General features: G+C 69.6%; 18 protein-coding genes. 10 read left to right on the forward strand and 8 right to left on the reverse strand.

Annotated elements, in window-relative coordinates:
- Window positions 1–70 precede the first annotated feature (70 nt).
- Window positions 71–811 (forward strand): SDR family NAD(P)-dependent oxidoreductase, encoded by a 741-nt coding sequence (locus ACOMD9_RS05590; RefSeq protein WP_421412686.1) that lies wholly within the window; start codon window positions 71–73, stop codon window positions 809–811.
- 129 nt (window positions 812–940) lie between these two features.
- Window positions 941–1,531 carry a helix-turn-helix domain-containing protein gene (locus ACOMD9_RS05595; RefSeq protein WP_421412688.1) on the forward strand — a complete coding sequence of 197 codons (591 nt, stop codon included), beginning with the start codon at window positions 941–943 and terminating at the stop codon, window positions 1,529–1,531.
- Window positions 1,532–1,542: 11 nt separating this feature from the next.
- Here ACOMD9_RS05595 and ACOMD9_RS05600 read toward each other — a convergent pair whose 3' ends face one another.
- Window positions 1,543–2,130: a hypothetical protein gene (locus ACOMD9_RS05600; RefSeq protein ID WP_421412689.1), complete on the reverse strand. Its 588-nt coding sequence runs from the start codon at window positions 2,128–2,130 to the stop codon at window positions 1,543–1,545.
- A 168-nt stretch (window positions 2,131–2,298) separates the two neighbouring features.
- The gene (locus ACOMD9_RS05605; RefSeq protein ID WP_421412691.1) at window positions 2,299–2,622 is read right to left on the reverse strand and encodes a TraR/DksA family transcriptional regulator; all 324 of its coding nucleotides are present in this window, start codon (window positions 2,620–2,622) and stop codon (window positions 2,299–2,301) included.
- A 263-nt stretch (window positions 2,623–2,885) separates the two neighbouring features.
- Between ACOMD9_RS05605 and ACOMD9_RS05610 the strand changes: the two genes are divergently transcribed.
- From ACOMD9_RS05610 to dusA, 5 genes are all read left to right on the forward strand, one after another.
- A complete protein-coding gene (locus tag ACOMD9_RS05610; protein WP_421412692.1) occupies window positions 2,886–3,536 on the forward strand; it encodes a peroxiredoxin in 651 nt (216 codons plus the stop codon).
- Window positions 3,537–3,827: 291 nt separating this feature from the next.
- Complete coding sequence (locus ACOMD9_RS05615) at window positions 3,828–4,031, forward strand: cold-shock protein (protein WP_310705824.1); 204 nt, start codon at window positions 3,828–3,830, stop codon at window positions 4,029–4,031.
- Between the two features lie 432 nt (window positions 4,032–4,463).
- Window positions 4,464–4,904, forward strand: a complete 441-nt coding sequence (locus ACOMD9_RS05620; RefSeq protein ID WP_421412694.1) for a LexA family protein — start codon at window positions 4,464–4,466, stop codon at window positions 4,902–4,904.
- Complete coding sequence (locus ACOMD9_RS05625; RefSeq protein WP_421412695.1) at window positions 4,901–6,181, forward strand: Y-family DNA polymerase; 1,281 nt, start codon at window positions 4,901–4,903, stop codon at window positions 6,179–6,181. Before ACOMD9_RS05620 ends, ACOMD9_RS05625 begins: the two co-directional genes overlap by 4 nt.
- Window positions 6,182–6,291: 110 nt before the next feature.
- Window positions 6,292–7,287: a tRNA dihydrouridine(20/20a) synthase DusA gene (gene dusA / locus ACOMD9_RS05630; RefSeq protein ID WP_421412697.1), complete on the forward strand. Its 996-nt coding sequence runs from the start codon at window positions 6,292–6,294 to the stop codon at window positions 7,285–7,287.
- A 24-nt stretch (window positions 7,288–7,311) separates the two neighbouring features.
- Here dusA and ACOMD9_RS05635 read toward each other — a convergent pair whose 3' ends face one another.
- The gene (locus ACOMD9_RS05635; RefSeq protein WP_421412698.1) at window positions 7,312–8,343 is read right to left on the reverse strand and encodes a succinylglutamate desuccinylase/aspartoacylase family protein; all 1,032 of its coding nucleotides are present in this window, start codon (window positions 8,341–8,343) and stop codon (window positions 7,312–7,314) included.
- Between the two features lie 160 nt (window positions 8,344–8,503).
- Between ACOMD9_RS05635 and ACOMD9_RS05640 the strand changes: the two genes are divergently transcribed.
- A complete protein-coding gene (locus ACOMD9_RS05640) occupies window positions 8,504–9,133 on the forward strand; it encodes a TetR family transcriptional regulator (protein WP_421412699.1) in 630 nt (209 codons plus the stop codon).
- 37 nt (window positions 9,134–9,170) lie between these two features.
- Here ACOMD9_RS05640 and ACOMD9_RS05645 read toward each other — a convergent pair whose 3' ends face one another.
- From ACOMD9_RS05645 to ACOMD9_RS05660, 4 genes are all read right to left on the reverse strand, one after another.
- Window positions 9,171–9,926: an enoyl-CoA hydratase-related protein gene (locus tag ACOMD9_RS05645; RefSeq protein ID WP_421412701.1), complete on the reverse strand. Its 756-nt coding sequence runs from the start codon at window positions 9,924–9,926 to the stop codon at window positions 9,171–9,173.
- A 122-nt stretch (window positions 9,927–10,048) separates the two neighbouring features.
- Window positions 10,049–11,458, reverse strand: coding sequence for an efflux transporter outer membrane subunit (locus ACOMD9_RS05650; RefSeq protein WP_421412702.1), 1,410 nt, complete (start codon window positions 11,456–11,458; stop codon window positions 10,049–10,051).
- A complete protein-coding gene (locus ACOMD9_RS05655) occupies window positions 11,451–14,597 on the reverse strand; it encodes an efflux RND transporter permease subunit (protein WP_421412703.1) in 3,147 nt (1,048 codons plus the stop codon). Before ACOMD9_RS05655 ends, ACOMD9_RS05650 begins: the two co-directional genes overlap by 8 nt.
- Window positions 14,594–15,820, reverse strand: a complete 1,227-nt coding sequence (locus ACOMD9_RS05660; RefSeq protein WP_421412704.1) for an efflux RND transporter periplasmic adaptor subunit — start codon at window positions 15,818–15,820, stop codon at window positions 14,594–14,596. The genes ACOMD9_RS05655 and ACOMD9_RS05660 overlap by 4 nt, the downstream gene beginning before the upstream one ends.
- 262 nt (window positions 15,821–16,082) lie before the next feature.
- Here ACOMD9_RS05660 and ACOMD9_RS05665 point away from each other — a divergent pair, with 262 nt between their 5' ends.
- A complete protein-coding gene (locus ACOMD9_RS05665; RefSeq protein ID WP_421412705.1) occupies window positions 16,083–17,009 on the forward strand; it encodes an alpha/beta fold hydrolase in 927 nt (308 codons plus the stop codon).
- On the opposite strand, the gene ACOMD9_RS05670 is transcribed toward ACOMD9_RS05665, so the two are convergent.
- Window positions 17,010–17,849 (reverse strand): fructosamine kinase family protein, encoded by an 840-nt coding sequence (locus ACOMD9_RS05670; protein WP_421412706.1) that lies wholly within the window; start codon window positions 17,847–17,849, stop codon window positions 17,010–17,012.
- A gap of 187 nt (window positions 17,850–18,036) precedes the next feature.
- On the opposite strand from ACOMD9_RS05670, the gene ACOMD9_RS05675 reads away from it, so the two are divergent.
- Window positions 18,037–20,853, forward strand: a complete 2,817-nt coding sequence (locus ACOMD9_RS05675) for an AMP-binding protein (RefSeq protein ID WP_421412707.1) — start codon at window positions 18,037–18,039, stop codon at window positions 20,851–20,853.
- Window positions 20,854–20,942: the final 89 nt, after the last annotated feature.

A 20,942-nucleotide genomic window follows, 5' to 3' on the forward strand; every position in this document is an offset into this window, starting at 1 on the left:
TCGTCCCGGCGCGGTCCATGCCAGAGTCTCTCGTCGTAGCGCACCCCCTCGTCCCGCATCAAGGAGCGCCATGCTGCCCCAGCTTCCCGATGGCTTCACCGCCCTGGTCACCGGCGCCTCCGGCGGCATCGGCAGTGCCGTGGTCGACACCCTGCTGGCGAGCGAGCGCCCGGGGCGGGTGCTGGCCGCCAGCCGTCACGAGCTCACCCGCGACGATGCCCGCTTCGAGCCCCTTGCCCTGGACATCAGCCAGGAAGCCGGGCTGGCCACCCTCGAGCGGCACCTCGGTGACACGCCCTTGCACCTTGTCTTCAACGCCACCGGCATGCTCCATGACCGGGGGCGGGGTATCGTCCCGGAGAAGCGGCTCGACGACCTCGACGCCGAGGGCATGGCTCGGCTCTTCCACGTGAATGCCATCACCCCCGCCTTGCTGCTCAAGGCGGTACAGGGCAACCTCAAGGGGCGGCACCCGGCCCTCTTCGCCAGCCTGTCGGCCCGGGTCGGCTCCATCGGTGACAACCGGCTCGGCGGCTGGTACGCCTATCGCGCCAGCAAGGCGGCCCACAACATGCTGATGAAGACAGCGGCGGTAGAGCTCAGGCGCCTCAACCCCGAGGCAGCCATCATCTGCCTCCACCCCGGCACCACCGATACCCCGCTGTCGCAGCCCTACCAGTCGAGGGTGCCCGATGGGAAACTCTTCACGCCGGCCTTCGTCGCCAGGCGGCTGCTGGCGGTACTGGGAGCACAGGACACCGAACAGAGCGGAAGCTTTCTCGACTGGGCCGGCGAGCCGGTTGCCTGGTAAGCGCACTCCCCGGCCACGCCGGGCAGGGTCAGCTTCCTGATGCCGCACTAACGTTGATGCGCGGTATTGCACAGTATTGAGCGATCGCAGATGATCGCTCAGCCCGTAAATCATCGACAGGATGGAGAAATGGATTCACTAGGCCCGCGTATCAAGGAACTCCGGCTGGAGGCCAACCTCAACAAGGCGGCCCTGGCTCGCAGGGTCGGTGTTTCCGACGTCACCATCTCCTACTGGGAGTCCGGCGCCATCAAGCAGATCGGCCACGAGCGGCTGGTCGCCCTGGCCCAGGCACTGGGCTGCCCCCTCTCCCGGCTGATCGAGAGCGAGGAGCGGGGGCGCGCCTCCCCCCTCTACCTGCGTCGCCTGCCACCGGCCCCCTGGCAGGACCCGGGAGCCCGCGCCATCGAACTGCCCTTCGAACTGGTGCCGGCACAGCGCTGGGAGGGAGACTGCTACCTGCTGACCCCGGCACCCGGCGAACCCTTCGACTTCCTCGAACAGGGCGACCTGGTGGCCATCGCCCCCACCGAGGTATTCCGACAGCCCGGGCTCTACCTGGTCGAACTGGCCGGCGAGCAGTTCATTCGCCGGGTGAGCCAGGGCCCCACCGGCGAGCTGCAGTTCGAGCGCCAGGGCAGCGACGAGATCACCCCCTACACCCCCGACTGCCGGCTGCTCGGCAAGCTGGTGGCTCGCTGGCAGGCCTGCCCGCTCTGACACCTCCCGGATCATTCGATGCCCAGCACCTCGACTTGATCGGTGGTGCGACGCGGCTCGCTGCCGACCAGGAAACGACGCGAGTCGCTCGCCACCTGGCCCAGGCCGTGCCGCGAACTGCCGACCAGGGGCCCGGCAAGATGCTCGCCCTGCTCGCCGATGCGCTGGCGAACCGCCAACGGCTGCACGCTCGCCTCGGGCAGGTTCACGGTGATGCGATAGCCACCATCCGGCAGGCCACTGCCGGGACCGAAGGGACCCGCGGCGAAGCGCCCCTCCTCCAGGCTGACGCGTGACTGCCACCGCACCCCGCTCAGCTCGCGTTCGACCACGATAAGCAGGCGGGTCGAATCCGGCAGGTTGCTCTCGCCCTCCACCATCAGGCGCCGGTCGCTACGCAGCATGGCCGTGAAACTGATCTCCACCGGCTCACTGAAGGGCTCCACCTCCGGTTCGGGCTCGGGCTCGGTCGCCGTCTCCTCGACAGCCGCTTCCTCGGGTGGCGCTTCCGCCTCTGCCCCGTTGTCGTTGCCTCCGCAACCCGCCAGCAGCAGCAGGGCCAGCAGCCCCATGCCGGACAGTCGACACCATGCCTTCATGCACGCCCTCCAGCCCAGTTGATTGACCATCAGACTACCATCGAGCCTCCGCCCGCGTCCTGCCCGGGCCGGAGATCCCCCTCGGCATGACAGGCGACACGGGCTGGCCACTGCCGGGGCAGGAACCCCGGTGCCAGCGGGTTGCGGAATGGAATCGGGGGAGATGGCTCAGCGGGGCTCGGCGCATTCCCGACAGAGCGTGGTGAAGGGCAGCGCTTCGAGCCGCGCCGGCGAGATCGGCTCCTCGCAGACTTCGCAGACCTCGCCCCGTCCCTCCTCGATGCGCGCCAGGGCATGCATCACCTGCCGCAGCTCGTCCTCGGCCTCGTTCTCCAGGAAGTCGACCACGTCGTCGTTCTGCACCTCGATGGCCTGCTCTTCCATGTCCTTGTCCAGTGGACCGTTGCGCTGCTCCTTGTGGGCCCGGTAGCGATCCAGCCGGTCGATCAGCTCGTCACGCAGCCCTTCCAGTTCCACCTTCCTGTCCGCCATGAGATCACCTCGTGCAGGTCGCGGATAAACAAGCGACCCCACCGATGCAGGGCCACCCTCCTCCCCTCTTCATAGCACACGGGGCCCGAAGACGACGCCGCCAATGCGAGGCCGCGCCCCTTGCATCGGGCACGGGGACTCGGGAGCATGAAAGGAGATCCCGTCGCATCGACTGGACGCTGACGTAAAATGGGCGTACGACAGAGAGACGCTCACGGCCGACCAGGCCGATACCCTCCAGCCACCAACCCGAGGAGTACCTCATGGGATTACGCATCAACGACACCGTCCCCGATTTCGAGGCGGATACCAGCCAAGGCCCCATTCGCTTCCACGAGTGGATCGGTGACAGCTGGGCCATCCTGTTCTCGCATCCCAAGGACTTCACCCCCGTCTGCACCACCGAGTTCGGCGCCGTCGCCCAGCTTGCCGAGGAGTGGGAGAAGCGCGGCACCAAGGTCATCGGCGTCTCGGTGGACGGTGTGGAAGACCACAAGCGCTGGATCGGCGACATCGAGAGCTACTCCGGGGCAAATGTCGGCTTTCCCATCATTGCCGATGAAGACCTCAAGGTGGCCAAGGCATTCGACATGCTCCCGGCCGAGGCCTACCTCCCCGATGGCCGTACCCCGGCAGACAGCGCGACCGTCCGTTCGGTGTTCATCATCGGCCCGGACAAGCAGTTGAAGCTTTCCATGACCTACCCGATGACGGTGGGCCGGAACTTCGCCGAGGTGCTCCGCGCCCTCGATGCACTGCAGGCCACCACCCAGTTCGGCATCGCGACACCCGCCGACTGGACAGTGGGTCAGGATGTCATCATTCCCCCCAGCGTCTCGGATGAGGACGCCAGTGCGAAGTTCGGCGAGTACGAGACCATCTTCCCCTACCTCAGGAAGACCCGGCTGCGGTGACCGCCAGCCCCGCCTGCTGCACGGCGCCTGCGCCGTGCAGCAGGGTGTCCGCATCGAGCCTGAGAAGCGTCCTCGACGGGCGTCACCGGAGGCGAGGGCGACTCCTCGAAACCCCTTGACCTCGCACGCCGAGCATGCCACCGTGGCACCAGTTGGTTAGCAAGATGCACATGGTCAGTAGTCGTTAGATCCTTTCGGTTGTCTGGTTCCATCCCCCTTGTTCAGCCCACTATCACTCGGGGCAACACCCGGCAGTTCAGATCAAGCGCGTAGCGCGAAAGGAGACATCAAATGTCTACTGGCACAGTCAAGTGGTTCAACGACGCAAAAGGCTTCGGCTTCATTACCCCCTCCGATGGCGGTGATGACCTCTTTGCCCACTTCTCCGAGATCAAGGCCGATGGCTTCAAGTCCCTGCAGGACGGCCAGCAGGTCTCGTTCGATGTCGTGCAAGGCAAGAAAGGCCTTCAGGCCTCGAACATCGAAGTCATCTGATCGTTCGCGAGCCGACAGGCTCCACCCATCAAGGCCCGCCGATGCGGGCCTTGATCTTTTGTGCCGACTGTTCCTGGATCGGTCACCCGGAGCTCCCACCACAAGCGTTCAGCCGCAGCCGAGATTCACGCCAGTTTGCGGAGACCCCAGAAAAAGGCCCGCTGGGCAGCGGGCAATAGCACTAGACGGGGAACGCCACAACTCAACGCAGGCCAATGAAGCGTTGTGGCTGGTCTTCACCATACCCCCTCGGCAGAAATACCGATGTCAGCGACAGCCGGTGGCTGATGTAAGCCATTGCCCATAGCACGATGCCTGCATTCGCGCCCGGCATACCTCCACCCTACCTCAACCTTGCATTAGCATTTGCCTGATGCCGGCTTCGTCGAGAATACTGTATAAACAGCCAGTTTTCGACAAGAGGCCACCGACATGCCACACGCCCCGATGATCCCGGCCCACCCGGCACCGCCCGCGCAACCCCTGCCGCACCCCCTAGCGCTCACCCGTGCCGGGCTCTCGGGCTTCCCCTCGCCCGCCCAGGACTACGAAGGCCGCACCCTGGACCTCAACGAGCGCCTGGTGAAGCGCCCCTCGTCCACCTTCTTCATGTCCGTCACCGGCGACAGCATGGACGCCCTGGGGATCCACGACGGTGATCTTCTGCTGGTCGATCGCTCCATCGATGCTCGCCCGGGCCACATCCTGGTCGCCCTGGTCGAGGGCGAGATCACCGTGAAGCGCTACGAACTGCTCGACCGCCGGCCTTACCTCTGCTCCGGCAACCCGCAGTACGCACCGATTCCGCTCTCCGATGTCGACTGCCAGGTATGGGGCGTGGTGCGCTCGGTCATCCACGAGTACCCGGTATGATCGCCCTGGTGGACTGCAACAACTTCTACGTGAGCTGCGAAAGGACCTTCCAGCCGCGGCTCGAGGGCGTGCCGGTGGGCGTGCTCTCCAACAACGACGGCTGCGTGATCGCCCGCTCGAACGAGATCAAGGCCCTGGGCGTGGAGATGGGCACCCCCGCCTTCGAGCTGCAGCACCTGGTGCGCCGTGGGCAGGTTCGCCTGCTCTCCTCCAACTACGAGCTCTACGGCGACATGTCCGCCCGGGTGCACCAGGTCCTCGAGGAGTTCTCCGCCGGCGTCGAGCCCTACTCCATCGACGAGATGTTCGTGCGCTTCGATGGCTTCTCCCCCGAACGACTGCTCGAGCACTGCCGGGATCTCCGCCACAAGGTCCGCCAGTTCACCGGCATTCCCGTTTCCGTAGGTGTCGCCCCCACCCGCACCCTGGCCAAGCTGGCCAACCGCGCGGCCAAGAAGGTCCCGAGCCATGCCGGCGTCTGTGTCCTCCGGCACAGTAGCCCGGAAACCCGGGACCTGCTCCAGCACACCGCACTGGGTGATGTGTGGGGCGTCGGCCGGCGGCTGGTCGAGCGCCTGGCCATCATGGGCATCCGCACCGCCCGGGATCTCGCCCGGACCGATCCCAAGGCCATCCGTCGGCGCTTCTCCGTCACCCTGGAGCGCACCGCCCTCGAGCTGCGCGGCATCCCCTGCATCGAGATGAACGATATGCACGAGGCGCGCCAGCGCATCATGACCTCGCGCAGCTTCGGCCGCCTCACCGGCGACCCGGGCGAGATCCGGGAAGCCATCCGCCAGCACGCCCAACGCAGCGCCGAGAAACTCCGCGCCCAGGACAGCCACGCCCGGGCCGTCTACGTCTTCCTCAAGACCAACCCCCACCGGCTCGACCTGCCGCAGTATTCGCCCGGCGCCATCGTCGAACTGCCCGAGCCCACCGACGACAGCCGCGCGATCCTCCACGCCGCCGGTCGAGCCCTGCAGGCCATCTACCGGCCGCGGTACCTGTTCATGAAGGGCGGCGTGATGCTGATCGACCTGGTGGACGCCAACCGCCAGCAACTCTCGCTGCTGGATACCCCGCAACGCCGGGCCGAACGCGAGCGCAGCGAGCGCCTGATGGCCGCGCTGGACGACCTGAACCGCAAGATGGGGCGCGGTACCGTCACCCTCGGCAGGGCCACCCCAGGCGCTGCCTGGCACCTGCGCTGTGCCAATCGTACGCCGCGGTGGACGACGCGGTGGGACGAGCTGCCCTGCGCCGATACCCGATGACCGCTACCAGGGCACTCTGGACGATACCGAAGCCCGGCTCCGGGACGATGGGCAGCGAAGGCGCGGGGCTGGTAGAATGCAGGCCTCCTCGCACAACCCCGTGATGCCCGATGCCCCAGCTCGACCGTACCTTCTCCGTCGCGCCGATGATGGATTGGACGACCCGCGACTACCGCGCGTTCGCCCGTACCCTGACCCGTCGCGCCCTACTGTATACCGAGATGGTCACCACCGGCGCCATCCTGCACGGCAGCCCGCGGGAGCGCTTCCTGGGCTTCGACGCGGTGGAGCACCCGCTCGCCCTGCAGCTGGGCGGCAGCGACCCGGGCGAGCTCGCCGAGTGCGCGGCCATCGCCGAGGCCTGGGGCTACGACGAGGTCAACCTCAACGTGGGCTGCCCGAGCGACCGGGTGCAGAACAACCTGATCGGCGCCTGCCTGATGGGCCACCCCGAGAAGGTGGCCGCCGGGGTGCGCGCCATGCGCGACGCGGTGTCGATCCCGGTCACCGTGAAGTGCCGCATCGGCATCGACGACCAGGACGAGGATGCCGACCTCGAGCGCTTTATCGCTAGAGTGGCTGACGCGGGGTGTAACGTCTTTATCGTGCACGCCCGCAAGGCGTGGCTGCAGGGGCTCTCCCCCAAGGAGAACCGCGACATCCCACCGCTCAACTACCCCCGGGTGCACCGCCTCAAGGCGAGCCGCCCCGAGCTGCATATCGGCATCAACGGTGGCGTGAAGAGCCTCGCGGCGTGCCGCGAGCAGCTCGCCCACGTGGACAGCGTGATGGTGGGCCGCGAAGCCTACCAGAACCCCTGGCTGCTGGCCGGCGTGGACCAGGCGCTCTACGGCGAGCCGGGGCCGGCGGCCAGCCGCCACGCCGCGGCGAGGGCCTTTCGCCCCTACATCGCCCGGCGCCTCGAGGAGGGCGCCAGGCTCAACCACATCACCCGTCACCTGCTGGGGCTCTTCCAGGGCCAGCCGGGGGGGCGTCGCTTCCGCCGCCACCTCTCCGAGAACGGCCACCTCGACGGCGCCTGCCTGCGCGTCTTCGACGATGCCCTGAGCCTGGTGCCCGAGCGCGAACCCGCCGACGCGGCCTGACGACGCCCCCGACAGGCCGCTGGATCAATAGAGCGCGTCGGGCGGCGGCTCGAGGCTGGAGTGGAAATCCTCGATGGCGCTCTCGGCCTCCTCGATGGCATCGAAGCGGGCGATGTGGAAGAGCGCCTCCCCCTCGTTGGCCAGCGGCAGCCGGCTCATGCCGATGACGATGCCGTCGGCCATGGCCCGGACGGCTTCCTCGGCGTTGCCGAAGGGGTCGGCCACCTTGCCCAGCACGTCGCCACTGGCGACCCGCGCACCGAGGCGCACGCGCGGCCGCAGGATGCCGTCGATGGGTGCCCGTGCCCAGCTCGAGCCGTTGGCGATCTCCGCCGCCGGCGGCGGGCGACGGCGGTGCTCGCCGGTCAACATCCCCAGCCGACGCATCACCCGCAGCACCCCACGCACCCCCGGGGCGATCGCCCATTCGTCGAAACGCAGCGCCTCCCCCGCCTCGTAGGTGAGCACCGGGATGCCACGGTTCTGGGCATAGTGGCGCAGGCTGCCCTCGCGCAGCTCGGCGTTGAGGATCACCGGCGCCCCGAAGGCGTTGGCCATGCGCTCGGTCTCGCCCCCCGGGGTCAGCTGGGCGCGGATCTGCGGCAGGTTGGTGCGATGGATCGCCCCGGTATGCAGGTCGATGATGTGGGAGGCGTGGTCGACGATCTGCTCGCGGAACAGCGCCGCCACCCGGCCGCCCAGCGAGCCGGACTCGCTGCCCGGGAAGCAGCGGTTGAGGTCACGGCGGTCCGGCAGGTAGCGGCTGTGCTGGACGAAGCCGAACACGTTGACGATGGGCGCGGCGATCAGGGTGCCGCGCAGGCCCTGGATCTGCTTGGAGCGCAGCAGACGGCGCACGATCTCCACGCTGTTGATCTCGTCGCCATGGATGCCGCCGCAGACCAGCAGCGTCGGCCCCGCCTGACGGCCGTGGACCACCTCCACCGGGATATACAGCGGCGCATGGGTATAGAGCCGTGCCACCGGCACGTCGATCTGGGTTCGGCTGCCGGGGGCGATGCGAACATCGGCGAGTTCGAAGGGAACACGGGCCATTGGGGTGTCGTCCTGTGACGGGGCGTGGTCCCCTTTATACTCGTGGCGACCGGACGTGGCGAGGGCAAGCCCCCGCCCTGTCAACCATACACCCACGAATGTAAAACCCGAGCGGATCGGGTAGACTGGGGCCACTAGCGTTCGATGGAGACCGCCCGGCATGGCGCGAAAGACCAAGGCGGAGGCTGCCGCCACCCGTGAGGCCCTGCTCGATGCCGCCGAGGAAATATTCCTCCTGAAGGGCGTGGCCCGCACCTCCCTGGAAGAGATCGCCCGCCACGCCGGCATGACCCGGGGCGCCGTCTACTGGCACTTCCGCAACAAGGCCGACCTCTTCCAGGCCATGCTGCAGCGGGTGCGCATGCCCTTCCGCGAGCTGGTGGAGGAGATCGGCGACCCGGGCCTCGCCGAACGCCCCCTGGAGGCGATCCGCCTGGCCATCCGGAAGGGCTTCGAGCGCCTCGAGCAGCCGCGCTACCGACGCGTGCATGCCATCCTGATCCACCACTGCGAGGTGTTCGGCGACATCGACCCGCTGGCCATGCAGAACGAGATGGCCGAGGAGGCCTGCGGTGCCCTGCGCGACTACTTCGCCTGCGCTGCCCGCCTGGGCCAGCTGCGCGAGGACCTCTCGCCGGAGCTGGCCGCCAGGCTGATGCAGTCCATGCTGGGGGGCCTGTTCCACGACTGGCTGCGCAACCACGAGCAGTTCTCCATCGCGGAAGAGGGCATGGTGCTGGTGGAGACCCAGCTCAGGCTCTGCGCCCGCCCCCCTGCCGTCGAGGAGTGACGCGGGCGGCGCCGTGGCCCGCCCACGCCGCCCTCCCTCAGTGCCCGTGTCGGGTGGCAAAGAAGGCATCGATGGCGCCCTGGGCCTCGGGAGAGCGGCAACGTGCCAGCAGCGCCTGCTCCTCCCGGTCCAGCGCCTCGCCGATCGCCCCGGCCTGCCCTTCCCGCATCAACGCCTTGGTGGCCAGCAGCGCATCGAAGGGCTTGGCCAGCAGCCGCGCGGCACAGTCGAAGGCCTGTTCCAGCGCGCGACCATCGGGCGCGGTATCGGTCAGCAGGCCGATATCGCAGGCCTGGTGGGCGCTGAAGGGCTGTCCCAGCAGCAGCATCTGGCTGGCCGCCTTGCCGCCGGCCAGCCGGGGCAGCAGCCAGGTGGTGCCCCCCAGGGGGGTCAGGGCAAAGCTCGTGAAGGGCAGGGAGAACCGGGTGGCGTTGCCCGCGTAGGCGAAGTCGCAGTGCAGCAGGATCGAGATGCCGAGCCCCAGGGCGATGCCCTCCGCGGCGGCGATGGCCGGCTTGGGAAAGGCATGCAGGCGGCGCAGGAAGGTGATGGCCGGCACGCGGTCGGCCTGGGCCAGGGCCCGGTAGTTGGCCAGGTCGTTGCCGGCGGTGAAGCAGTTCTCGGTGCCGGTGATGATCAGCACCTTGACCCCGTCGTCCGCCTCGGCCGCCTCGATCCCCTCGATCAGCTGCGCGTAGCTCGCCTCGTCGAGGATGTTGCGGCGCTCGGGGCAGCTGATCTGCAGCACCTGGATGCCGTCGTCCCGCCGGGTGGAGGTGATTCGGGTCGCCATGACAGTCTCTCCCTTGTGATCCCGCGGCCTAACCCCATCGCCAGGCCATCCATTCCCCTTTCAGCAGGATAGTCATCCCCGGGCGTGGTGCGCCCGCGGACGAGGTGACCTGCCCTTTCGGCTCAGCCGTCGACCTGCCAGCCGCCGCCCAGCGCCTTGAACAGCGTGGCGGTGGCGGTCAGGCGGTCGCGCATCGCCTCGGAGAGCGCAAGCTCCGCGGCGAGCAGCGCGCGCTGGGCATCGAGCAGCTCGATGAAGCCCACGAAGCCCTCCCGGTAGCGCACCTCGGCGAGTTCCAGGGTCCGCTCGAAGGCCGCCACCTGGCGACGCGTCGCCTCGACCCGCTCGCCGCTGGTCTCATAGGTGACCAGGGCGTTGCGCACCTCGTTGAAGGCCTGGGCCACGGTGGCGCGATACTGGATCTCCGCCTGCTCGGCCAGGGCCTCGGCGGTGTCGATGCGCGAGGCGCTGCGCCCGAAGTCGAACAGCGGCCCCATCACCGTGGCGGAGAGCCCCCAGGTGCCGGCCGCCGAGGCGAAGAGGTCGCCGGCGTCGCCGGCCGCCGTGCCGAGCAGCCCGCCCAGGTTGAAGCGCGGCAGGCGGCTCGCCTCGGCCACCCCGATGCCGGCATTGGCGGCGATCAGCCCCGCCTCGGCGGAGCGGATATCGGGGCGGCGAGCCAGCAGCGCCGAGGGCAGCACCGCCGGCACGCCGTCGGGCAGGGCGATCGCCTCCAGGCGGGTCTCGCCATAGTCCAGTTCGGCCATCAGCTCGGCGGGCGTCATCCCCACCAGCAGCCCCAGCGTCCCCTCCAGCACCCTCACCCGCTCGCGCTGGGAGGGCAACTGGGCCAGGGTCGACTCCAGCTCCGACTGGGCCTGGCGCAGCGCGAGCTCGTCGCTCTCGCCGACATCGAAGCGCAGCTGCTCCAGGCGGTAGGTCTCCTCGCGGGATTCCGCCGTGGCCTCGGTGATGCGCAGCTGGCGCTGGGCGCTGCGCAGGTCGAAGTAGGTGGCCACCACGTCGGCGATGACGTTGAGGCGCACCGCATCGTGGGCGAAGGCGCTCTGCTCGAGCTGTGCCTCGGCGGCCTCGCGCTCGCGGGCCATGCGCCCCCAGAGGTCGAGCTCGTAGTCGAGCATGCCGGCCAGTGAGAAGGTGGTGTCGGTGCTCTCCCCGAAGGGGGACAGGGTCCCCGGGGTGCGCTCCCGGGACGCCTCCGCCTGGGCATTGACCGTGGGCAGCTGCTCGGCGCGGGCCAGCCCGAGCCGCGCCCGGGCCTCCTGGATCCGTGCCAGCTGCAGGCGCAGCTCGAGGTTGTCGTCCACCGCCCGCGCCACCAGGGCGTCCAGGTGCGGATCCTCGAACTGGCGCCACCACTGCTGCCAGTCGGCGCGGACCTCATCGCCGAGCAGCACGTGCTCGGGCCACTGCTCCGGCAGGTCGAGGGCGGGTGAGCGGTAGTCGGGCCCCACGGCACAGCCGGCCAGCAGGGCGGTGGAGAGCAGCAGGGCTGGCAGCGCCTTACGCATGGGTCGCCTCCTTCTGACGCCTGGCCGCCTGGCGCTCACGGCGCCAGCCGGCCAGGTCCTCCATCACCTTGTAGGCCAGCGGCACGAAGATCAGCGCCAGGGAACTGGCCAGGATCATGCCGCCCACCACCACGGTGCCGATCTCCTGGCGACTGTTGGCGCCGGCGCCGCTGGCGAACACCAGCGGCAGGGTGCCGATGATGAAGGTCAGGGCCGTCATCAGGATGGCGCGGAAGCGCTGCCGGGCCGCGGCCAGGGCGGCCTCGCTGGCGCTTTTCCCCTCGCGGCGGTTCTGGGCGGCGAACTCCACGATCAGGATGGCGTTCTTGGCCGCCAGGCCGATCAGCACCAGCAGGCCCACCTGGAAGTAGATGTCGTTGGGGAAGCCGCGCAGCATCGCCGCCAGTGCCGCCCCCAGCACCCCGAAGGGCACCGCCGTGGCCACCGCCAGCGGCAGCGACCAGCGCTCGTACTGGGCGGCCAGGATCAGGAACACCATCAGCAGGCCCAGGCCGAAGGCCAGGCCGCCGGCGCCGGCCGCCGCATCGAGCTGGTAGGCCTCGCCGGTCCAGCCCAGCATCACGTTGCCGCTCGTCAGCACCTCGGCGGCCACCTCCTCCATGGCCGCCTTGGCCTGGCCGGTGGTGAAGCCGGGCGCCGCATCGGCCAGGAACTTGGCGGCCGAGTAGACGTTGTAGCGGTTGAGGATGTCCGCGCCGGACTCGCGGGTCAGGGTCACCAACGAGGAGAGCGGGATCATCTCGCCGGTCTCCGAGCGCACGAAGACCTTGTTGAGATCCTCCGGCCGGCTGCGGAACTCGCCCTCGGACTGCAGGTTCACCTGCCAGTTGCGCCCCGCCAGGGTGAAGTCGTTCACGTAGAGCGAGCCGAAGGTGCTCTGCATGCTGGCGAACACCTCGTTGACCGGCACGCCCATGGCGCGCGCCTTCTCGCGGTCCAGCTCGGCACGGTAGCGCGGGATCGAGGTGTCCAGGGTGGTGCGGGCGTTGGTCAGCTCGGGGCGCTCGTTGGCGGCGACGGCCAGCCGGCCGGCCAGCTCGGCCATCTCCTGGGGAGTGGTCTCGCCGCGCACCTGCAGGTAGCCCTCCACCCCGCCGGTCAGCGACAGGCCCATGATCGGCGGCGGGGCGAAGGAGATCACCAGCGCCTCGGGGAGGCCGCCGCCCATGCCCATGATCCGCCCGGTCAGCGACTGGGCGTCCTGGCCGGGGCCCTCGCGCTCGCTCCAGTCGGCCAGGTTGGCGAAGCCCACGCCGACGTTGGTGCGCAGCGCACCGGCGATGATGTCGAAGCCGGCGAAGGAGGTGAACTCGTCGACCTCGTCCATCTCCAGCAGCATCGCCGAGACCTGGTCGCGCACCGCCTCGGTGCGCGGCAGCGCCGAGACCTGGGGCAGCTGGTAGACCACCAGCGCCACGCCCTGGTCCTCCTGGGGCACCAGGCCGGGCGGCAGGCGCGACATGGCGAACAGCGTGGCGGCGATCACCCCGACGAACAGCAGGATGCCGATCAGCGCATGGCGCAGCAGCTTGCCGACCAGCCAGCCGAAGCCCGCGGTGAGCCGGTCGAACCCGGCATTGAACCACTGGAAGGGCTTCGCCACGCTGTGCGACTGCTTGTCCAGCAGCAGCGCACACATGGCCGGGGTCAGGGTCAGCGCCACCACGCCGGAGACCACCACGGAGACCGCGATGGTCACCGCGAACTGGCGATAGAGCTCGCCGGTCAGGCCGCCCAGGAAGGTCACCGGTGCGAACACCGCCACCAGCACCAGGGTCGAGGCGACCACCGCGCCGGCGACCTGCTTCATGGTCTCGATGGAGGCCTCGCGGGCCCTCATGCCCTTCTCGTTGATCAGCCGGTCGACGTTCTCCAGCACGATGATGGCGTTGTCCACCACGATGCCGATGGCCAGCACCAGGCCGAACAGCGTCAGCAGGTTGACCGAGAAGCCGAAGGCCAGCATGCCGGCGAAGGTGCCGATCAGCGACACCGGTATGGCCGCCACCGGGATCAGGGTGGCCCGCCAGTGCTGGAGGAACAGGAAGGTGACGACCACCACCAGCCCCACCGCCATCAGCAGGGTGATGAACACCTCGCGGATGGAGATCTCGACGAACTCGGTGGTGTCGTAGGGCACCGTGTAGGTGAGCCCCTCCGGGAAGCGGTCGGCCATGCCCGCCAGGGTCTCGTGCACCGCCTCGGCGGTCTCCAGGGCATTGGCCCCCGGCTGCAGGTAGACGCCCATGGGCACGGCGTTCCGGCCGTTGTAGGTGGCCGAGAAGGCGTAGTTCTGGGAGCCCAGCTCGGCGCGGGCCACGTCCCCCAGCCGCAGGGTGCTGCCGTCCTGCTCGGCGCGCAGGATGATCGACTCGAACTCGGCGGGGTCGGAGAGCTGGCCGCGGGTGGTCACCGAGAAGGTGAAGGCCTGCCCCGGCGGCGACGGCTCGGCGCCGAGGCTGCCGGCGGCGAACTGGGCGTTCTGTTCGCGGATCGCCGCGGCCACGTCGTTGGGCGTCAGGTCATACTGGGCCAGCTTGTCCGGCGACAGCCAGACGCGCATGGAGTAGTCCTGGGCACCGAACAGCGAGGCGTCGCCGACTCCGGGAATGCGCACCAGCTCGTCGAGCACGTTGAGCAGCGCGTAGTTGGACATGAACAGCACGTCGCGGCTGCCGTCCGGGGAGAACAGCACCGGCACCATCAGGATGTTGCTGGAGCGCGCCTCGACCCGCACGCCCTGGTCGCGCACCTGCTGGGGCAGCCGCGCGGTGGCGGCCTGCACGCGGTTGTTGACGTTGATGGCGGCCTGGTCCGGGTCGGTGCCCATCTCGAAGGAGACGGTGATCTGCAGGCTGCCGGAGTCGGTGGAGGTCGACTCCATGTAGAGCATGTTGTCGACGCCGTTGATCTCCTGCTCCAGCGGCGCGGCCACCGCCTCGGCGATCACCTCGGCGCTGGCCCCGGGGTAGGCGGCCTGGACCACCACCTGGGGCGGCACCACGTCGGGATACTGCTCCACCGGCAGGGCGCGCAGCGCCGCCAGGCCGGCCAGCATGATGATGACGGAGATGACCGAGGCGAAGATCGGCCGATCGATGAAGAACCTGAGCATCATGCCTCCTCGTCGGCGGCTTCCGGCAGCGCCTCGGCGGCCGTCTCGGTGCCATCGGCCTCATCGGCGGACTGCGCCTCGCTGGCCTGCACGGCCATGCCGTCCTGGAGGGTCACCAGGCCACTGACCACGATACGATCGCCGGCCTCGAGGCCCGACAGCACCACCTGGCGGCCGTCGACGATGGGGCCCAGCTCGACGTTGCGCGCCCGGGCGGTGTCCTCCTCGACCACGAAGAGGCGCGGCCCCTCGGGGCCCTGGCCGACCCCCTCCTGGGGCACCAGGAAGACCTCGTCGAGCTCCTGCACCAGGACCCGCACGCGCACGAACTGGCCGGGCACCACCATGCCCTCCGGATTGGGGAACACGGCCCGCGCCGAGACGCTGCCGGTGCGCGGGTCGATGGTGCTGTCGGTGAAGTCGAGCAGGCCGGGCTCGGCGTACTCGCTGCCGTCGGGCAGGGTCAGCCAGGCCTCGCGGGGTGCCTCCGCCTCGGCGTTGCTCATGGCCCGGCGAGCGGCCCGCTGCAGGGCGGCGTCGCGCTCCGGCAGCGAGAAGCGCACGTGGATGGGATCCTGCTGGGTCACGCTGGTCAGCAGGGTGCCGCGCTCGATCAGGCTGCCCTCGGGGAAACTCTCGAGGCCGGTCAGGCCGGCCAGCGGTGCGCGCACCTCGGTGTAGCTGAGGTTGAGCTCGGCATTGGCCACGCCGGCCTCGGTCAGCGCCAGGCGCGCCTGGGCCAGTTCGCGGGCGGAGAGGGCGCTGTCGCGCTCGCGCTCGCTGACCGCATTCTGGTTGAACAGGGTCGAGATCCGCTGCCACTCGCGGTTGGCCTGGTTCAGCTCGGCCTGGGCGTTGGCCCGCTCGGCCTCGGCGCGCTTGAGCGCGATCTCGTAGGGCTCGCGATCGATGCGGAACAGCGCCGCGCCCTCCTCGACCACCTGGCCCTCGGTGTAGAGGCGCTCCTCGAGGATGCCATCGACCCGGGCGCGCACCTCGACCTCGCGGGAGCCCCGGGCCCGCCCGGCATACTCCTCGATCACCTCCACGCCCTGCGGTTCCACGCCCACCACCACCACGGGTGGCGGCGGACGGTCACCGCCACCCATGGGACCGCCGGCCTGCTCGCCGTTGTCCTGCCCGCAGGCAGCCAGGCCAACGGCCATCAGGCCCACCAGCACCAGGGTTCTCAGGGGCGTCTGCCCCACCGGGGGTACCAATCGCATGAATGCCTCCACTCGGGGTCGTGTCGTCGGGGCGCGGTCACCGCTCGGGCGTACCCTTGCGGGGTTCGAGCACAGCGGGAGGATTATAGCTACATTCATGTATGTATACTAGCCACCCGAGAACCTTTCCCACTTGCTGTCGGCGCCGAACGCGCCGGACCAGTGCATTGCAGCATAGCCGCCTCGCCGGCGGCCTCGAATTGACGACACGGGTCGGCTATGCTGCTACGCAGCAAAGACCCTCGACCTGGAGCCCGACCTCATGGATGCCCTGGAACTGGTGCGAGTCCGCGAACTCGAGGTGGCCGTGCGTGTCTGGCACCCCGAGGCGCCCAGGACCCTGATCGCCTGGCACGGCCTGGCCCGCCACGGCGGCGACTTCGCCGACCTGGCCAGGGAGCTCGGTCCCGAATGGCGGGTACTGGCCCCGGACACGCCCGGCCGCGGGTTGTCGAGCTGGTCGCTCTACCCCGCTCACGACTATCTCTACTCCCATTACATGACGGTGGCCGTGGCCGTGCTCGACCATTTCGACCTGGAACAGGTCCCCTGGGTGGGCACCTCCATGGGCGGACTGCTCGGGATGCTGCTGGCCGCCGAGGCCGACACCGCCGGACGCATCGAGCGACTGGTGCTCAACGACGTGGGCCCCGAGCTTGCCCCGGACGGCCTGGCCGCGCTGGCCACCTATTTCGGCGTGCCCCACCGTTTCTCTCGCTTCGGTGAACTGGAGGCGGAACTGCGACGCCACTATGCCGGCTTCGGCATCGACAGCGACGATGCCTGGCGACGGCTGGCCCTGGGCAGCGCGCGCCGACTGCCCGACGGCAGCTGGACCTACCACTACGATCCGCGCATCGGCGAGCAATTCGTCCACGACACGCCCCGGGACACCTGGGCCGACTGGTTGACCCTGCGCTGCCCGCTGATGGTGGTCCGTGGCGAGCATTCGCCGTTGCTGCACGCCCGCAGCGTCGACCGCATGGCCGAGGTCCATCCCCACCTGGTCAGCCTCGAGGTGCCGGGCTGCGGCCACGCTCCCATGCTCGACCGGGCAAGCCAGGTCGCCCCCATTGCCGACTTTCTCGTCCGTCCCCGGGGCACCCTGCTGCCGGCAGGCAACCGCGGAGACCACCTGTCCTGGTGGAAGCGGGGGCTCGCCTGGCTGAAGGGGCGTCGCGCCGACTGATCAGGCCGCCTCAAGCCGCGCCACCGCGCGCTCGACGGCGCCGCGGTAACCGCCGCCGAACAGCAGCAGGTGGTTGAGCAGCGGATAGAGCTGGAACAGGGCTTCCCGCCTCGGCCAGTCGCTCGGGACGCAGCCGTCCCAGTAGGCCTCGAAGAAGGCGGCGCCCGGTGAGCCGAACAGCGTCAGCATCGCCAGGTCCACCTCCGGATAGTGGCGATAGACCGCCGGGTCGATGATCGCCGGTCCCCGTGGGGTGAAGAGCACGTTGCCCGACCACAGATCCCCATGGATCAGGCTCGCCGGGGCATCCGGCAACCAGGCGTCCAGGCCGTGGGCGATGGCCTCCACACGAGCGCGCAGCCGATGATCCATCAGGCCTCGCGCCTGGCAGGCCGCCGCCAGGGGCAGCAGCCGTCGCTCGCGCTGGAAGGCCCGACCGTCGGCCAGCGGCGCATTGGGCTGGGGCGTGCTGCCGCAGGCGTTGTCCCGGGGCCAGCCATGTTCGTCGGCGACCCCGGCATGCAGCTCACGCAGCCCCTTGCCCAATGCCGCCTCACCGGTGGCGGAGCGGGACGCCACCTCCAGCGCCTCCATCACCAGCCAACCGTCGCGTCCGCCCAGCACCTCGGGCACCACCAGCCCGCTGTCTGCCGCGGCGAGCGCCCGAAGGCCATCCGCCTCGCCGGCCAGGCGATCGGCATCGTCGCACTTGACCACCACCGGCCCCTGGTCGGTGGCGAGGCGATAGACCGCGGCGATATCGCCGCCACCCAGCGGGAGCAGCTCACCGCTCGGCCTCAGTCCGCAGTGCTCCAGCAGTTCCAGGAGATCGGCCTGCATGCATATTCTCCTTGACTCGACTGCCATAGACTCGCCACTACTGGAGTCACGATCAAGCGACGCTGGCATGGAGACCCGCGACAGGCTGCCAGGGGTGAACCCCACCTGAACTCCGGCCAGCTCCCGGAGTCGTCACCACATACCCGGAATGTTCCGGGGGAGAGGCTGGCCAGCCGCGAGGTGTCCGATGGCCCGATGCGACGAGACCCGGCACACCCAGGAAGCCGAAGCGCTGAAGCACCGGCTGCTGGACGTGATCGACACCCTGGTGCGCGAGACGCAACCCCGGCGTGGTGCGGATGGCCGGCCGACGCTCGACGCCCGCCTGGACCGCGACCTCGGCCTCGACAGCATGGCGCGCTCCGAGCTGCTGCTGCGCCTCGAGGACGCCTTCGCCGTCCAGCTCCCCGAGAGCGTGCTGATGGCGGACACCCCGGGAGAGCTGCTGGAGATCCTGATGAGCGTCCGGGGTGCCGTCCCGGAGGCCCCGTCGGTCGCGCCCCCGCCGGACCTCGCGTCGGTGGAGGGCGCTCCCGATGCCGCCGACAGCCTCAATGCGGTATTGGACTGGCACCTGGCACGTCATCCGGACCGTATCCACCTGCACGTCTACGGCAGCGACAGCACCCCGCAGACGCTGAGCTATGCCGAGCTCGAGCGCGGCGCCCGTGTCATCGCCTCGGCACTGCGCCGGCGTGGGGTGTCCCCCGGCGATCGGGTCGCCCTGATGCTGCCCACCGAGCCGGACTACTTCGTCGCCTTCTTCGGCATCCTGCGCGCCGCCGCGGTGCCGGTGCCTATCTATCCTCCGGCGCGGCCGGCCCAGCTGGAGGAGCACCTGCGGCGCCACGGCCGCATCCTGACCAATGCCGGCTCGGAGCTCCTGATCACGGTGCCCGAGGCCCGACGGGTCGCTCGCCTGCTGCGAGCCGAGGCGCCGCGGCTGGCCACCATCGTCACGGTGGCGGACCTCGGAGAGCCGAGCGACACCGGGGATGCCGAGCCACCCGGGGCGTCGAGCCTTGCGCTGCTGCAGTACACCTCGGGCAGCACCGGGGATCCCAAGGGCGTCATGCTGACCCATGGCCAGTTGCTGGCGAATATCCGCGCCATGGGCGAACGACTCGAGGTGACATCACGGGACGTCTTCGTCAGCTGGTTGCCGCTCTATCACGACATGGGCCTGATCGGCGCCTGGCTGGGCAGCCTCTACTACGCCGTCCCGCTGGTGGTGATGTCACCGCTCACCTTCCTCGCCCGCCCCCGGCGCTGGCTCGAGCTGATCCACCACCACCGGGCCACCATCTCCGGCGGCCCCAACTTCGGCTACGAGCTCTGCCTGCGGGCCCTGGACCGCCAGGGCGTCCAGGGGCTGGACCTGAGCTGCTGGCGAATCGCCTTCAACGGCGCCGAGCCCGTCAGTCCTCGCACCATGCAGCGCTTCGCCGAGGGCCTGGCCCACTGCGGGCTGCAGCCGGGCACCCCGATGCCCGTGTACGGCCTGGCCGAGGCAGCAGTGGGGCTGTGCATCGCTCGACCCGGCCGCGGCCTCGCGCTCGACCGGGTCGAGCGCGAGGCCTTCATGGCGCGGCAGGAGGCGCGTCCGGTACACGGCCGGGAGCCGGCCCTGACCTTCGTCAACTGCGGGCCGCCGCTGCCGGGCTACGCGCTCCGCATCGTCGCTCGTGACGGCAGTGAACTGCCCGAGCGGCACGAAGGCGACATCGAGTTCCGCGGCCCCTCGTCCACGGCGGGCTATTTCGACAACCCCACGGCGACCCGCGAGCTCTTCGATGGCGAATGGCTGCGCACCGGCGACCGTGGCTACATCGTCGACGGCGACCTCTACATCAGCGGCCGGGTCAAGGATGTGCTGGTGCGTGGCGGGCGCAACCTCTACCCCTACGACCTCGAAGAGGCCATCGGCCGGATCGAGGGAGTCAGGAAGGGTTGCGTGGCGGTGTTCGGCCACCTCGACCCCGAGAGCGGTGTCGAGGAGCTGATCGTGGCGGCGGAGACCAGCATCGACGACCCGGCACGGCGCGACACCATCGTCCAGGCGATCCGCGACGTCACGGTCGACATCGTCAATATCCCGGCCGATGCCATCCGCCTGGTCCCGCCCCACAGCGTGCTGAAGACCTCCAGCGGCAAGATCCGCCGTGCGGCCACCGCCGAACTCTACCGCAGCGGTCGCCTCGGCCAGGGCGCTGCCCCCGTCTGGCGTCAGGCACTCGGCCTGGCCACGAAGGCCGGCACGCAGCGTGCTCGGCAGTACCTGAGGTGGCTCGGCGAGCACCTCTATGCCGCCTACGCCTGGGGTGTCTGCGGCCTGGGGGCCGCCCTGCTGTGCCTGCTGGCGCTGCCCCTGCCACGGCTCACCTGGCGCTGGCGTGTCGCGCATCACGTCGCCCGCCTAGCCGCGTGGCTCGCCGGCATTCGCCTCGAACGACGCGGCGTCGAGCGCCTCCCCCTGCGGGCTCCCTGCGTGCTGGTGGCCAATCACTCCAGCTACCTGGATGCCCTGGTCCTGACAGCGACGCTGCCTCGGGGATTTCGCTACCTGGCCAAGGCCGAGCTCCAGCGCCGCCTGCTCCCCCGGTTGATGCTGACACGCATGGGGGCGCTGTTCGTGGAGCGCTTCGACCCCCGTCAGGCCACCCGGGACTCGCAACGGGTCTTCACCGCCCTCGAGGGCGGAGACTCCCTGGCATTCTTTCCCGAGGGCACCTTCCACTCGGTGGCCGGCATCGATGACTTCCACATGGGGGCCTTCGTCATCGCCGCTCAGTCCGGGGTCCCCGTGGTACCGGTGGCCCTGCAGGGGACCCGGGCGGTGCTGCGCGGCAGGGAGTGGCTGCCCCGCCCCGGCAAGGTGAAGGTCAGCGTCGGCGAGGCGATCCTGCCGACAACCAGCGGCTGGGCCGAGGCCGTCAGGCTGCGCGACGCCACCCGGTCGTTCATCATCGCCGAGAGCGGGGAACCCGACCTGCGCGCCCCCTGAACAAGAAAGCCGCCCACGAGGGGCGGCAACAGGGACATCGGCACGACACGGGAACCACTTGCACAGCTCACTCGACGCGTGCGGCGGAA

The sequence above is a fragment of the Halomonas terrestris genome (assembly GCF_049166755.1).
GTDB lineage: Bacteria > Pseudomonadota > Gammaproteobacteria > Pseudomonadales > Halomonadaceae > Halomonas.